This is a genomic window from Pseudomonas alloputida (genome assembly GCF_021283545.2).
In the GTDB taxonomy this organism is placed as follows: domain Bacteria; phylum Pseudomonadota; class Gammaproteobacteria; order Pseudomonadales; family Pseudomonadaceae; genus Aquipseudomonas; species Aquipseudomonas alloputida.
The window spans coordinates 5,913,838-5,928,375 of the sequence record NZ_CP128540.1 but is presented as its reverse complement, the minus strand read 5'-3'; the positions used below and the strand labels follow the sequence as shown (position 1 = coordinate 5,928,375).

Sequence of the window (14,538 nt, the reverse complement as noted above, 5' to 3'; positions counted from 1 at the left end):
ACTTGCCCGAGGATGCCGCATGTCCCAGGAACCTAAAGCACGTGACGCCGAAGTCGCGGATTTTCGCGCTGCTGTACTGAACAAGCTGACCTATGCAGTCGGCAAGGACCCCGAGCACGCCTTCGACCATGACTGGTTCGAAGCCATTGCCCTGGCCGCGCGCGATCACATGGTCGACCACTGGATGGATCACACCCGGCAGGCCTATCGGCGCAGCCAGAAGCGTGTCTACTACCTTTCCCTGGAGTTTCTCATCGGCCGCTTGCTGTACGACAGCCTGAGCAACCTGGGCCTGCTGGACGTCGCCCGCGATGCGCTGGAAGGGCTGAATGTGGACCTCGAACGCATTCGCCTGCTCGAACCGGACGCCGCGCTGGGCAATGGCGGCCTTGGCCGTCTGGCGGCGTGCTTCATGGAGAGCATGTCTACCCTGGGTATCGCTGCCCATGGTTACGGCATCCGCTACGAGCACGGGCTGTTCCGTCAGGCTGTGGTCGATGGCTGGCAGCAGGAACAGACCGAGAACTGGCTGGATTTCGGCAACCCCTGGGAGTTCGAGCGCGCCGAGGTGATCTACCCGATCAGCTTTGGCGGCAGTGTCGAAACGGTGCACGATGCAAGCGGTACCCAGCGCCAGGTATGGTGGCCGGGCGAGACGGTGCGGGCGGTTGCCTACGACACGCCGGTAGTCGGCTGGCGTGGATCCAGCGTCAACACCCTGCGCCTGTGGCGCGCGCGGGCGCTGGAAGAGCTGCACCTGGAGCGCTTCAACGCCGGTGACCATTTGGGGGCTGTGGCTGAAGTGGCGCGTGCCGAGAGCATTTCGCGTGTGCTTTACCCCGCCGACAGTACCGAGGCCGGCCAGGAACTGCGCCTTCGCCAGGAGTACTTTTTCGTCTCGGCTTCGCTGCAGGACTTGCTGCGGCGCCACCTGAACATGCACAAGGACCTGCTCAACCTGCCTGATGCAGCGGCGATCCAGCTAAACGACACCCACCCTTCGATTGCGGTGGCGGAGCTGATGCGGTTGCTGGTGGATCAGCACGAAGTGCCTTGGGAAAAGGCATGGGAGCTGACCGTCGGCACGCTCGCCTACACCAACCATACTCTGTTGCCAGAAGCCCTGGAAACCTGGCCGGTAGCGCTGATGGAGCGCATGCTGCCGCGGCACATGCAGATCATCTACCTGATCAATGCCTACCATATCGATGCGTTGCGGGCCAAAGGCCTGCACGATTTCGACGTGCTGCGCGCAGTTTCGCTGATCGAGGAAGACAACGGCCGACGGGTGCGCATGGGCAATCTGGCGTTTCTCGGCTCGCACAGCGTCAACGGCGTGTCGGCGCTGCACAGCAAGTTGATGAAGAGCACGGTGTTCTCCGAGCTGCACAAGTTGTACCCGCAACGGATCAACAACAAGACCAACGGCATTACCTTCCGCCGCTGGTTGTACCAGTCCAACCCTCAGCTGACCGACATGCTGGTCGAGGCGCTTGGGCCGGAACTCAAGGACGACCCGCAGACGCTTCTGGCGGGCCTGGTGCCGTTCGCCGACAAACCCGGGTTCCGCAAACAGTTCGCTGCCCAGCGGCTGCACAGCAAGCGCGCCCTGGCCAGCATCATTCAGGATCGCATCGGCGTCACGGTCAACCCCGAGGCGCTATTCGACGTTCAGGTTAAACGTATTCACGAATACAAGCGCCAGTTGCTCAACCTGATGCACACCGTTGCACTGTACCAGGCCATACGCAACGAACCTGGCACCAACTGGGTGCCGCGGGTGAAGATCTTCGCTGGCAAGGCTGCGGCCAGTTACCATCAGGCCAAACTGATCATCAAACTTGCCAACGACATCGCCCGGGTGGTGAACAACGACCCGACAGTGCGCGGCCTGCTGAAGGTGGTGTTCCTGCCCAACTACAACGTCAGCCTGGCCGAGAGCATCATCCCGGCGGCGGACCTTTCCGAGCAGATATCCACCGCGGGTTACGAAGCTTCCGGTACCAGCAACATGAAGTTCGGCCTCAATGGTGCGCTCACCATTGGCACCCTGGATGGCGCCAACGTGGAGATGTGCGAACAGGTGGGGGCCGACAACATGTTCATCTTTGGCCTGACCTCGCAGCAGGTTGAAGCGCGCAAGCGTGCCGGTGATTTTGGCGCCAATGCTGCCATAGCCGCTTCCAACCGCTTGACCGATGTGTTGCAGGCCATTCGCAGTGGTGTGTTCTCGCCAGACGACCCTTCCCGGTACACCGGGTTGATCGACGGCCTGGTGGCCTATGATCGCTTCCTGGTGTGTGCCGATTTCGATGACTACTGGGATGCTCAGCGGCGGGTCGAGGATCTGTGGCACACACCGCAGGAGTGGTGGCGCAAGGCGGTATTGAACACGGCACGGATGGGCTGGTTCTCGTCGGACCGCACCATTCGCGAATATGCCACCGAGATCTGGAAGGCATTGGATTGAGGTGAGGCCGTTCGCGGGCACGCCCGCTCCCACAGGTGTCTCGCAAGCTTCAAGGCTTGCGCTGTACCTGTGGGAGCGAGCGCGCCCGCGAATGGACACACAACCAGACCACCGGCCTGGCGAAGGCTGAACTACCGACCTATTGTGCCGTCTGAGAGCCGTGGCGAGTCTCATCACTCGCTAGCCCGTCACTCTCCCTGTAAACTGCGTGGGTTTTTCATCCCCCCAATCCGTTCGGAGCCATACATGTCCCGCGTTACCCTGAGTCGCTATCTGATTGAGCAGACCCGCAGCAACAATACCCCTGCCGATCTGCGCTTCCTGATCGAAGTGGTAGCGCGTGCGTGCAAGGAAATCAGCCACCACGTGTCCAAAGGCGCCCTCGGTGGTGTGCTGGGCAGCATGGGCACTGAAAACGTGCAGGGCGAGGTCCAGAAGAAACTGGACGTGATTTCCAACGATATCCTGCTGGAAGCCAACGAGTGGGGCGGTCACCTGGCTGGCATGGCTTCCGAAGAAATGGACAACGCGTACCAGATCCCGGGCAGGTACCCGAAAGGCGCCTACCTGCTGGTCTTCGACCCGCTGGACGGTTCGTCGAACATCGACGTCAACGTGTCGGTCGGTACCATCTTCTCGGTTCTGCGTTGCCCTAACCAGTACCTGAGCCAGAACGAAAGCCTCAACGAAGAAGCGTTCCTGCAGCCAGGTACCGAGCAGGTTGCTGCCGGTTATGCCATCTACGGCCCGCAGACCATGCTGATCCTGACCCTGGGCAACGGCGTCAAGGGCTTCACCCTGGATCGCGAACTGGGCAGCTTCGTGCTGACCCACGAAAACATCCGCGTACCGGAGACCACCGCCGAGTTCGCCATCAACATGTCCAACCAGCGTCACTGGGAAGCCCCGGTACAGCGCTATGTGGGCGAACTGCTGGCAGGCGAGACCGGCCCGCTGAAGAAGAACTACAACATGCGCTGGATCGCCTCGATGGTGGCCGACGTGCACCGCATCCTGACCCGTGGCGGCCTGTTCATGTACCCACGTGACGCCCGCGAACCAAGCAAGCCGGGCAAGCTGCGCCTGATGTACGAAGCCAACCCGATGTCGTTCATCATCGAACAGGCCGGTGGCGCTTCCACCAACGGTTACGATCGCATCCTCGACATCAAGCCAGAAAGCCTGCACCAGCGCGTGTCGGTGATTCTCGGCTCGAAGGAAGAGGTCGAGCGCGTCACCGCTTACCACAAGGAGTAAGTCATGCTCGCACCTTGGCAGCCGTTGCTGGAATGGTGGTTCGGTTGGGGCACCAGTGCCCAGGCCGTGGCTGACGAGAAGAGCACGCTGTGGTTCGGCAAGCATTACGATGCCGACGCCCATGCGCTGTTTGGCGACCTGGTCGAGCACGCCCTGGCGGGTGGGCTCGAAGAGTGGCAGCAAACCCCGCAGGGCTGGCTGGGCCTGCTGATTTTGCTCGACCAGCTGCCACGCATGATCTACCGCGACACGCCGCGCGCCTTCGAGGGCGACCGGCGTGCCCAGGTGGTCGCCATGCAGGGCCTGCAGAAGGGCTGGGACTACCAGCTGCTGCCGATCCAGCGCGTGTTCGTGCTGCTGGTACTGGAGCATGCCGAAGTGCTGGACTGGCAGAACCTGTGCGTGGAGCGTTATCGAATGCTGCTGGACGAACAGCCCGAGGCCAACCGCCGGCTGTTTGAAGGCTTCCTCGACTATGCCGAGCAGCACCAGCGGGTAATTGCCCGCTTCGGGCGCTTCCCGCACCGCAACCTGGTGCTGGAGCGGCCGAGCACCAGCGAAGAGATGGACTTTTTGCTGGAGCCTGGGTCCCGGTTCTGAGGCCCAAGGGGCCTGCTGTGCAGGCATCGCGACGCAAGGCCGCTCCCATTGGGGGCGGCCTTTTTTATTGGGCGCATGATTAATGCTTTGTGATTAATCGCACAGTAGTGGCCATCCGACCAATGGTGTAGGGACATAGGGGGTGGGGCAGGGAACCTGGGAGGGATTTTCACGTCGAAGGTCACTGCAGGCCACTCGCCTGTATCATCTTTCAGGAGTGTCCCTTCATGTCGTTGCGTTCCCTCGCCCTGTTGTCGCTGTGCGTCGTGCTGACTGCCTGCAGCAAGATCAATCAGGAAAACTATTCCAAGATCAAGGCCGGTATGAACAAGGCCGAGGTCGAGCAGTTGCTCGGCACGCCGACCGAGTGTTCTGGCGCGTTGGGCATGAGCAGCTGCACCTGGGGGGACGAGAAGAGCTTCATCAGCGTGCAGTACGCAGCTGACAAGGTGCTGATGTATTCCGGGCAGGGCCTCAAATGAGGCGTGCGTACCTGCTGATGGGGGTATGCCTGGCGTTGCTGCTGGGCGGTTGTGCAGGTTCCGTGCACGACCCGCTGGCGCCGAAAACCGCCGGCCATGTCGACCTCAAGCGCTACCAGGGCAAATGGTACGAGCTGGCGCGCCTGCCCATGCGCTTCCAGGAAGGCTGCGAGCAGTCCGAGGCCCATTACAACCTCAGGCCTGATGGCAGTTATGGCGTGCTCAACCGCTGCCGCACCATGGGTGATGAATGGCTTCGCGCCGAAGGGCATGCGAATATCCAGGAGCCGGGGCACACCGACAAGCTGTGGGTCGAGTTCGATAACTGGTTCACCAGGCTGGTACCAGGCGTGGCGCGGGGTGAGTACTGGATTCTTTATGTGGACGAGCACTACCGTACGGCCATCGTCGGCAGCCCGGACCGCAAATACCTTTGGATTCTGTCGCGCACACCGACACTGCCGGCCTGGGAGCGTGAGAACCTGCTGTCCAGGGCGCGGCAGCAGGGGTATGACACCAGCCGCTTGATCTGGCGGGCGTCCGATCAGCAAATAGTAAAAATGCACTGAGTTTTTTGGGGTTGCGTTGCAACCCTTCGCGGGCTTGCACGCGAAGGGCTGCAACGCAACCCCGGTACGCTCAGCCCAAAAGCTGGCGCAACACCTTGGCAAACGCCCGCCCGCTTTCATCTTCCTGGGCATGCCGCCCCTGGCGCACCACCCATTGCCCATTCACCATCACATCGCGCACCTGGCGATCGCCACCGGCAAACAGCCAACGGTTGAGAATGGCATCACCCTCCGCCATGGCGATGTAGGGGTCCTGCCCATCGAGCACCAGCCAGTCGGCGCGCTTGCCCACCGCCAACTCGCCGATCGCCTGCCCCAGCGCCTGCGCACCACCGCTCAGCGCCGCGTCATACAGCGTGCGCCCGACCATTGGCTGGTCGCCGCGATACAGGCGGTTGCGTCGCTGGTCCCGCAGGCGCTGGCCATATTCCAGCCAGCGCAGCTCCTCCACCACGCTTAACGACACATGGCTGTCCGAACCAATGCCCATGCGCCCGCCCTGTGCCAGGAAATCCACTGCCGGGAAGATCCCATCGCCCAGGTTGGCTTCGGTGGTCAGGCACAACCCGGCGACCGCGCCGCTGCGGGCCATGGCAGTCACTTCGTCCGGTTCGGCATGGGTAGCGTGTACCAGGCACCAGCGGCGGTCCACGTCCACGTGCTCGTACAGCCACTGCAGCGGGCGCAGGCCGCTCCAGGCCAGGCAGTCGTCGACTTCCTTCTGCTGTTCGGCGATGTGGATATGCACCGGGCACTGCCTGTCGCTGGCCGCCAGCACTTCGGCGATCTGCCCAGGCCTCACCGCCCGCAGAGAGTGGAAGCACAGGCCCAGGTGCTGCGCGGGTTGCGCGGCCAGCAACGGGAAGAGTTGCGCTTGCAGTTGCAGGTACTGTTCAGTGGAGTTGATGAAGCGCCGCTGCCCGTCGTTCGGCGCCTGGCCGCCAAAGCCTGCATGGCTGTACAGCACCGGTAGCAAGGTCAGGCCGATGCCGCTGTCGGCTGCGGCCGCGCTAATGCGTCGCGACAGCTCGGCCGGGTCGGCGTAGGGCTTGCCGGCCTGGTCGTGGTGCACGTAGTGGAATTCGGCCACCGAGGTGTAGCCGGCCTTGAGCATCTCGATGTACAGCTGGCGGGCGATGACCTGAAGCTGCTCTGGGCTGATCTGCCCGACCAGGCGGTACATCAGGTCTCGCCAGGTCCAGAAACTGTCGTTGGGGTTGCCGGCGACTTCCGCCAGGCCTGCCATGGCGCGCTGGAAGGCATGCGAGTGCAGGTTGGGCATGCCGGGCAGCAGCGGGCCGGCCAGGCGCTCGGCGTCTTCGGCCGAAGCGCCAGGCTCGATGCTGGCCACACGGCCATCGCTGGCGACCTCGATACGCACATGGCTGGCCCAACCCGTAGGTAGCAGGGCGCGTTCGGCGAAGTAGGCTGACATCGGTGGAATCCTGTTATTGTTAACTTGTATATACATATACAGGCGTTTGCCTGCCGGGTAAACTGCGGCAAGCTACCGCTCATTTCATTTGCACAAGGATCCATCGCCGTGCCGACACCTCCTGTCTCCGTGCTGGTTGCCCAGATGGGCGAGGGCCCGGCGCCGCTCTACGCCCGGGTCAAACAGATGATCATCCAGCAGATCGACAACGGCAGCTGGCCACCGCATCACCGGGTACCCTCCGAGAGCGAGCTGGTCAACGAGCTGGGCTTCAGCCGCATGACCATCAACCGCGCCCTGCGTGAACTCACCGCAGAAGGCCTGCTGGTGCGCATGCAAGGGGTCGGCACCTTCGTGGCCGAGCCCAAGGGCCGTTCGGCGCTGTTCGAGGTCAACAACATTGCCGACGAAATTGCCGCGCGCGGACACCAGCATAGCTGCCAGGTGATCACGCTTGCCGAAGAAGCGGCCGGCTCCGAACGGGCGCTGGCGCTGGACATGCGTGAAGGTCAGCGCGTGTTCCATTCGCTGATCGTGCATTTCGAGAACGGCGTGCCAGTGCAGATCGAGGACCGTTACGTCAACGCGGCCATTGCGCCCGATTACCTCAAGCAGGACTTCACCCGGCAGACGCCTTACGCCTACCTGTCCCAGGTGGCGCCGCTGACGGAGGGCGAGCATGTGGTCGAGGCAATCCTGGCCGAGCCGGAAGAATGCACCCTGTTGCAGATCGACCGGGGCGAGCCTTGCCTGCTGATTCGTCGTCGCACCTGGTCCGGCCGCCAGCCGGTGACCGCTGCACGGCTGATCCACCCCGGTTCCCGTCATCGCCTGGAAGGACGTTTCAGCAAATGAGTCAGCTGCAATTGTTGCGTGCGCACGATTACCCGCGCATGCCTTGGAAGAACGGTGGTGGTTTCACCGAAGAGATCACCCGCGACAGTGGCGAGGGTCTGGACGGTTTTGGTTGGCGTCTATCGATTGCCGACATCGAGGAGTCGGGCGGCTTTTCCACCTTCGCCGGCTACCAGCGGATCATCACCGTGCTGCAGGGCGACGGCATGCGCCTGCTGGTCGATGGCCAGGCCAGTCGGCCATTGCTGGCGTTCGATGCGTTTGCGTTCAGCGGCGAGAGCCAGGTCAGCTGCAAGTTGCTGGGCGGGGCGATCCGCGATTTCAACCTGATCTATGCACCGCAGCGATATCGGGCGCGGCTGCAGTGGCTGGATGGCACCAGCCGGGTGTACAGCTCGGCGTCGACGGTGTTGTTGTTTGCTGCCAGCAGCCTGGTCGAAGTCACTATTTCCGGGCGCGAGACGCAGCGGTTGGGGTTGTTCGACTGCTTGCGGCTGGAAGGCAATGATGAATTGCTGGGGCTGGTTGTGCAGGGGCGGTGCTGCCTGATCGAACTTGATGGGCGCTGAAGGTTCGGCTGTAGATTTTTGGCGCCTGTGAGATCGAGCGCCGCCCGCGCGGCGCTCGATCTATACCCCAACATAAATCTCAAGCCAGGAACGGTAAGGTCCGATTATTTTGGTTGTCCATGCTTGTACATACAAGTAAAGGTGTGTTTGTATATTGACCACGACATACCCGCCCGCGGACGACCGCAGAGGACCTTTCCCGTGACCGACAACAACAAATACCGTGACGTTGAAATCCGTGCCCCACGTGGCAACAAGCTGACCGCCAAAAGCTGGCTGACCGAAGCGCCACTGCGCATGCTGATGAACAACCTCGATCCACAGGTCGCGGAAAACCCGAAAGAGCTGGTGGTATACGGCGGTATCGGCCGCGCCGCGCGCAACTGGGCCTGCTACGACAAGATCGTCGAAACCCTGACCCGCCTGGAAGACGACGAAACCCTGCTGGTGCAGTCGGGCAAGCCGGTCGGTGTGTTCAAGACCCACAGCAACGCACCGCGCGTGCTGATTGCCAACTCCAACCTGGTGCCACACTGGGCCAACTGGGAACACTTCAACGAACTGGACGCCAAGGGCCTGGCGATGTATGGCCAGATGACCGCCGGCAGCTGGATCTACATCGGCAGCCAGGGCATCGTCCAGGGCACCTATGAAACCTTCGTCGAAGCCGGTCGCCAGCACTACGGCGGCAGCCTGAAAGGCAAGTGGGTACTCACCGCTGGCCTGGGCGGCATGGGCGGCGCCCAGCCACTGGCCGCGACCCTGGCTGGGGCTTGCTCGCTGAACATCGAATGCCAGCAGAGCCGTATCGACTTCCGCCTGGAAACCCGCTACGTCGACGAGCAGGCCACTGACCTCGACGACGCCCTCGCACGCATCGCCAAGTACACCGCCGAAGGCAAGGCCATCTCCATCGCCCTGCACGGCAACGCCGCCGAAATCCTCCCAGAGCTGGTCAAACGTGGCGTCCGCCCGGACATGGTCACCGACCAGACCAGCGCCCACGACCCACTGAACGGCTACCTGCCAGCCGGCTGGACCTGGGAACAGTACCGCGATCGTGCGCAGACCGAACCGGCTGCAGTGGTCAAGGCCGCCAAGCAGTCGATGGCCGTGCACGTGCAGGCCATGCTGGACTTCCAGAAGCAGGGCATCCCGACCTTCGATTACGGCAACAACATCCGCCAGATGGCCAAGGAGGAGGGCGTGGCCAATGCCTTCGACTTCCCAGGCTTCGTCCCGGCCTACATCCGCCCACTGTTCTGCCGCGGCGTCGGCCCGTTCCGCTGGGCGGCGCTGTCCGGTGAAGCCGAGGACATCTACAAGACCGACGCCAAGGTCAAGGAACTGATCCCCGACGACGCCCACCTGCACCGCTGGCTGGACATGGCCCGCGAGCGCATCAGCTTCCAGGGCCTGCCGGCACGTATCTGCTGGGTGGGGCTGGGCCTTCGCGCCAAGCTGGGCCTGGCTTTCAACGAAATGGTCCGCAGCGGCGAGCTGTCGGCACCGGTGGTGATCGGCCGTGACCACCTCGACTCCGGCTCGGTATCCAGCCCGAACCGCGAAACCGAGGCCATGCGTGATGGTTCGGACGCTGTTTCCGACTGGCCGCTGCTCAACGCCCTGCTGAACACCGCAGGCGGCGCCACCTGGGTATCGCTGCACCATGGCGGTGGCGTGGGCATGGGCTTCTCGCAGCACTCGGGCATGGTCATCGTCTGCGACGGTACCGATGAGGCCGCCGAGCGCATCGCCCGGGTACTGACCAACGACCCAGGGACTGGCGTCATGCGTCACGCCGATGCCGGTTATGACATCGCCATCGACTGCGCCAAGGAGCAGGGCCTGGACCTGCCGATGATCACCGGCTGATCACCACGCTTTGGATCGCACCCTGCAAGGGGTGATACTGAACAACAAGAAGGAGCGCGCAGGTACCCACAAGCGGGCCTGCGGCTCCACGCGATTTGGAGTAGTAACGTGACCGAACTCACCCTCAAGCCTGGCACCCTGACCCTGGCCCAGCTGCGCGCGATCCATGCCGCGCCCGTGCGCCTGCAACTGGATGCCAGCGCCGCACCGGCCATCGACGCCAGCGTCGCCTGTGTCGAGCAGATCATTGCCGAAGACCGTACTGCCTACGGCATCAACACCGGTTTCGGCCTGCTGGCCTCGACCCGCATCGCCAGCCATGACCTGGAGAACCTGCAGCGCTCGCTGGTGCTGCCCCACGCCGCCGGTATCGGCGCGCCGCTGGATGACGACCTGGTGCGGTTGATCATGGTACTGAAGATCAACAGCCTCAGCCGTGGCTTCTCCGGCATCCGCCGCAAAGTCATCGACGCGCTTATTGCCCTGGTCAACGCCGAAGTCTACCCGCACATCCCGCTGAAAGGCTCGGTAGGCGCATCCGGTGACCTTGCCCCGCTAGCGCATATGTCGCTGGTGCTGCTGGGCGAAGGCAAGGCCCGCTACAAGGGCCAGTGGCTGCCGGCCACCGAAGCCTTGGCGATTGCCGGCCTCGAACCGCTGACCCTGGCCGCCAAAGAGGGCCTGGCCCTGCTCAACGGTACCCAGGCCTCCACCGCCTATGCCTTGCGTGGCCTGTTCCAGGCCGAAGACCTGTATGCCGCGGCCATCGCCTGCGGCGGCCTGAGCGTCGAAGCCGCATTGGGCTCGCGCTCGCCCTTCGATGCGCGTGTCCACGAAGTGCGTGGCCAACGCGGCCAGATCGACACCGCGGCCTGCTTCCGCGACCTGCTGGGCGACTCCAGCGAAGTGTCGCTGTCGCACAAGAACTGCGACAAGGTCCAGGACCCGTACTCGCTGCGCTGCCAGCCGCAGGTCATGGGTGCCTGCCTGACCCAGCTGCGTCAGGCCGCCGAGGTACTGGGCATCGAAGCCAACGCTGTGTCGGACAACCCGCTGGTGTTCGCTGCCGAAGGTGATGTGATCTCCGGCGGCAACTTCCACGCCGAACCGGTGGCCATGGCCGCCGACAACCTGGCCCTGGCCATCGCCGAAATCGGCTCGCTCAGCGAACGCCGCATCTCGCTGATGATGGACAAGCACATGTCCCAGCTGCCGCCGTTCCTGGTGGAAAACGGTGGGGTCAACTCCGGCTTCATGATCGCCCAGGTCACCGCTGCCGCCCTGGCCAGCGAGAACAAGGCTTTGTCGCACCCGCACAGCGTCGACAGCCTGCCAACTTCGGCCAACCAGGAGGACCACGTGTCGATGGCCCCGGCCGCCGGCAAGCGCCTGTGGGAAATGGCCGAAAACACCCGTGGCGTGCTGGCCATCGAATGGCTGGGCGCGTGCCAGGGCCTGGACCTGCGCAAAGGCCTGAAGACTTCGGCCAAGCTGGAGCAGGCGCGCCAGGCGCTGCGCAGTGAGGTGCCGCACTACGACCGTGACCGTTTCTTCGCGCCGGATATCGAAAAGGCCGTGGACCTGTTGGCCAAGGGTAGTCTGACCGGCTTGCTGCCGGCGGGTGTACTGCCAAGCCTGTAACGCCCCTGGGGCCGCTGGGCGGCCCTTCGCGGGCGCGCCCGCTCCCACAGAAGTAGGTGCAAAACACCATCCCCTGTGGGAGCGGGCGTGCCCGCGAAGGGGCTGCGCAGCAGCCCCCTGAATCTCACGACCACAAAAACAATTCAAGGACGTGACATGCAACAAGCTCAAGGTCTCAAGCGCGGGCTAAGTGCCCGCCACATCCGTTTCATGGCCCTCGGCTCCGCCATCGGCACCGGCCTTTTCTACGGCTCTGCCTCGGCCATCCAGATGGCAGGCCCGGCCGTTCTGCTGGCCTACCTGATCGGCGGCGCTGCAGTGTTCATGGTCATGCGCGCCCTTGGCGAAATGGCCGTGCACAACCCGGTGGCCGGCTCCTTCGGCCACTACGCCACCACCTACCTCGGCCCAATGGCCGGCTTCATCCTTGGCTGGACCTACGCTTTCGAGATGGTCATCGTCGCCATCGCCGACGTCACCGCGTTCGGTATCTACATGGGCTTCTGGTTCCCGGAGGTAGCCCGCTGGATCTGGGTGCTGGGCATCGTTTTCCTGATCGGCGGCCTCAACCTATGCAACGTCAAGGTATTCGGCGAAATGGAATTCTGGCTGTCGCTGCTCAAGGTCGGCGCCATCGTGGCGATGATCCTGGCCGGCCTCGGCATCATGGCTTTCGGTTTCAGCCAGGTGGGTACCGGGCATGCCGTGGGCATGAGCAACCTGTTCGACCACGGCGGCTTCATGCCTAACGGCGTGGGGGGCTTGATTGCGTCGTTTGCCGTGGTGATGTTCGCCTTCGGCGGTATCGAGATCATCGGCGTCACCGCCGGCGAGGCAAAAGACCCGCAGCGCGTCATTCCCAAAGCGATCAACGCGGTGCCACTGCGTATCCTGCTGTTCTACGTGCTCACCCTGTTCGTGCTGATGTGCCTGTACCCATGGCCGCAGATCGGCAGCCAGGGCAGCCCGTTCGTGCAGATCTTCAGCAACCTGGGCATTGGCTCTGCCGCTGCCGTGCTGAACGTCGTGGTGATTTCCGCTGCCATCTCCGCCATCAACAGCGACATCTTTGGCGCTGGCCGCATGATGTATGGCCTGGCCCAGCAAGGCCACGCCCCGCGCGGTTTCAGCAAGTTGTCGAAACATGGCGTACCGTGGATGACCGTCGTGGTGATGGGGGCTGCGCTGCTGATCGGCGTATTGCTCAACTACCTGATCCCGGAAAATGTGTTCCTGCTGATTGCCTCGATCGCCACCTTCGCCACGGTGTGGGTGTGGCTGATGATCCTGCTCACCCAGGTAGCCATGCGCCGCAGCATGAGCCGCGAGCAAGTGGCCCAGCTCAAGTTTCCGGTACCGTTCTGGCCATACGGCCCGGCCATGGCCATTGCGTTCATGGTGTTCATCTTTGGCGTGCTCGGTTACTTCCCGGACACCCAGGCGGCATTGATCGTCGGCGTGATCTGGGTGGTATTCCTGGTGGCGTCCTACCTGCTGTGGTGCAAGCCGCGCGCAGGGCAGGGCCAGCCGGTAGCGGAGCCGGCCGAGCTGCACCGCTAGCAAAGGAGATTGTGCATGAGAACCCTCTGGCAGCATTGCCATGTTGCAACCATGGCCGATGGCCGCTACTCGGCCATCGAGGATGCGGCGATCGTCACCAGCGCCGGGCTGATCGAGTGGATAGGCCCGCGCGCCGAGCTGGCGCCCGTCGAAGCTGACCGCACGGTTGACCTGGGTGGTGCCTGGGTCACTCCCGGGCTGATCGACTGCCACACCCATGCGGTGTTCGGCGGCAACCGCAGCGGCGAGTTCGAGCAACGCCTGCAGGGCGTGAGCTATGCCGAAATCGCCGCACAGGGTGGCGGTATCGCCAGCACTGTGCGGGCTACCCGTGCGGCCAGCGAAGACGAGTTGTTCGCCAGTGCTCACCAGCGCGTTCAGGCACTAATGCGCGATGGCGTGACCACCCTCGAGATCAAGTCCGGCTACGGCCTGGACCTGGCCAACGAGCGCAAGATGCTGCGAGTGGCCCGCCGCCTGGCCGACGAGCTGCCGCTGACGGTGCGTGCCACGTGCCTGGCGGCGCACGCTTTGCCCCCGGAGTACGCGGGTCGGGCCGACGACTACATCGCGCACATCTGTGACGAGATGTTGCCGGCCTTGGCCGGCGAAGGCCTGGTGGATGCGGTGGATGCCTTCTGCGAACACCTCGCGTTCTCGCCGGCCCAGGTCGAGCGGCTGTTCATCAAGGCGCGCGAACTGGGCCTGCCGGTCAAGCTGCATGCCGAACAACTGTCATCGTTGCACGGCTCAAGCCTGGCCGCGCGTTACCAGGCACTGTCGGCTGACCATCTGGAGTTCATGACAGAGGAAGACGCCGTGGCCATGGCAAGCGCCGGCACGGTCGCCGTGCTGCTACCGGGTGCTTTCTACTTCCTGCGTGAAACCCAGCTGCCGCCAATGGATGCATTGCGCCGCCACGGGGTAAAGATTGCCCTGGCCAGCGACCTCAACCCCGGCACCTCGCCAGGGTTGTCGCTGCGGTTGATGCTGAACATGGGCTGCACCTGCTTCCGCATGACGCCGGAAGAGGCCCTGGCAGGCGTTACGGTGCACGCTGCCACGGCGCTGGGCTTGGGTGACAGCCACGGCTCGCTGCAAGTGGGCAAGGTGGCTGACTTCGTTGCCTGGCAAATCGAACGCCCCGCCGACCTGGCCTACTGGCTGGGTGGCGACCTGCCCAAGCGCGTAGTGCGCATGGGCCACGAAATCTCCAACTGAGCGA

Annotated in this window: 12 protein-coding genes; 11 read left to right on the top strand and 1 reads right to left on the bottom strand. The window is 63.5% G+C overall.

Annotated features, from left to right (window positions below; translation table 11 throughout):
• The first annotated feature begins 19 nt into the window (after nt 1–19).
• The 5 genes from LU682_RS27430 to LU682_RS27410 all read left to right on the top strand — a co-directional run bounded on the left by LU682_RS27430 (nt 20) and on the right by LU682_RS27410 (nt 5,378).
• Nucleotides 20–2,470 carry a glycogen/starch/alpha-glucan phosphorylase gene (locus tag LU682_RS27430; RefSeq protein WP_010955596.1) on the top strand — a complete coding sequence of 817 codons (2,451 nt, stop codon included), beginning with the start codon at nt 20–22 and terminating at the stop codon, nt 2,468–2,470.
• A gap of 246 nt (nt 2,471–2,716) precedes the next feature.
• The gene (locus LU682_RS27425; protein WP_010955595.1) at nt 2,717–3,727 is read left to right on the top strand and encodes a class 1 fructose-bisphosphatase; all 1,011 of its coding nucleotides are present in this window, start codon (nt 2,717–2,719) and stop codon (nt 3,725–3,727) included.
• A gap of 3 nt (nt 3,728–3,730) precedes the next feature.
• Complete coding sequence (locus LU682_RS27420; protein ID WP_010955594.1) at nt 3,731–4,327, top strand: DUF924 family protein; 597 nt, start codon at nt 3,731–3,733, stop codon at nt 4,325–4,327.
• Between the two features lie 227 nt (nt 4,328–4,554).
• The gene (gene bamE, locus LU682_RS27415; protein WP_003249234.1) at nt 4,555–4,809 is read left to right on the top strand and encodes an outer membrane protein assembly factor BamE domain-containing protein; all 255 of its coding nucleotides are present in this window, start codon (nt 4,555–4,557) and stop codon (nt 4,807–4,809) included.
• Nucleotides 4,806–5,378, top strand: coding sequence for a lipocalin family protein (locus LU682_RS27410; protein WP_010955593.1), 573 nt, complete (start codon nt 4,806–4,808; stop codon nt 5,376–5,378). The genes bamE and LU682_RS27410 overlap by 4 nt, the downstream gene beginning before the upstream one ends.
• 70 nt (nt 5,379–5,448) lie before the next feature.
• Here LU682_RS27410 and LU682_RS27405 read toward each other — a convergent pair whose 3' ends face one another.
• On the bottom strand, nt 5,449–6,813 hold the full coding sequence (locus tag LU682_RS27405) for a formimidoylglutamate deiminase (protein WP_010955592.1): 1,365 nt from the start codon (nt 6,811–6,813) through the stop codon (nt 5,449–5,451).
• A 144-nt stretch (nt 6,814–6,957) separates the two neighbouring features.
• Between LU682_RS27405 and hutC the strand changes: the two genes are divergently transcribed.
• The 6 genes from hutC to hutI all read left to right on the top strand — a co-directional run bounded on the left by hutC (nt 6,958) and on the right by hutI (nt 14,534).
• A complete protein-coding gene (hutC, locus tag LU682_RS27400) occupies nt 6,958–7,668 on the top strand; it encodes a histidine utilization transcriptional repressor HutC (RefSeq protein ID WP_172830964.1) in 711 nt (236 codons plus the stop codon).
• On the top strand, nt 7,665–8,237 hold the full coding sequence (locus tag LU682_RS27395) for a HutD/Ves family protein (protein WP_010955590.1): 573 nt from the start codon (nt 7,665–7,667) through the stop codon (nt 8,235–8,237). Before hutC ends, LU682_RS27395 begins: the two co-directional genes overlap by 4 nt.
• A 201-nt stretch (nt 8,238–8,438) precedes the next feature.
• On the top strand, nt 8,439–10,112 hold the full coding sequence (gene hutU / locus LU682_RS27390) for a urocanate hydratase (protein WP_004577162.1): 1,674 nt from the start codon (nt 8,439–8,441) through the stop codon (nt 10,110–10,112).
• A gap of 108 nt (nt 10,113–10,220) precedes the next feature.
• Entirely contained in the window at nt 10,221–11,753 is a 1,533-nt protein-coding gene (gene hutH / locus LU682_RS27385; protein WP_232914903.1) for a histidine ammonia-lyase, read from the top strand.
• Nucleotides 11,754–11,909: 156 nt separating this feature from the next.
• Nucleotides 11,910–13,313 carry an amino acid permease gene (locus LU682_RS27380; RefSeq protein WP_010955588.1) on the top strand — a complete coding sequence of 468 codons (1,404 nt, stop codon included), beginning with the start codon at nt 11,910–11,912 and terminating at the stop codon, nt 13,311–13,313.
• A gap of 15 nt (nt 13,314–13,328) precedes the next feature.
• Nucleotides 13,329–14,534 (top strand): imidazolonepropionase, encoded by a 1,206-nt coding sequence (hutI, locus tag LU682_RS27375; protein WP_010955587.1) that lies wholly within the window; start codon nt 13,329–13,331, stop codon nt 14,532–14,534.
• Nucleotides 14,535–14,538: the final 4 nt, after the last annotated feature.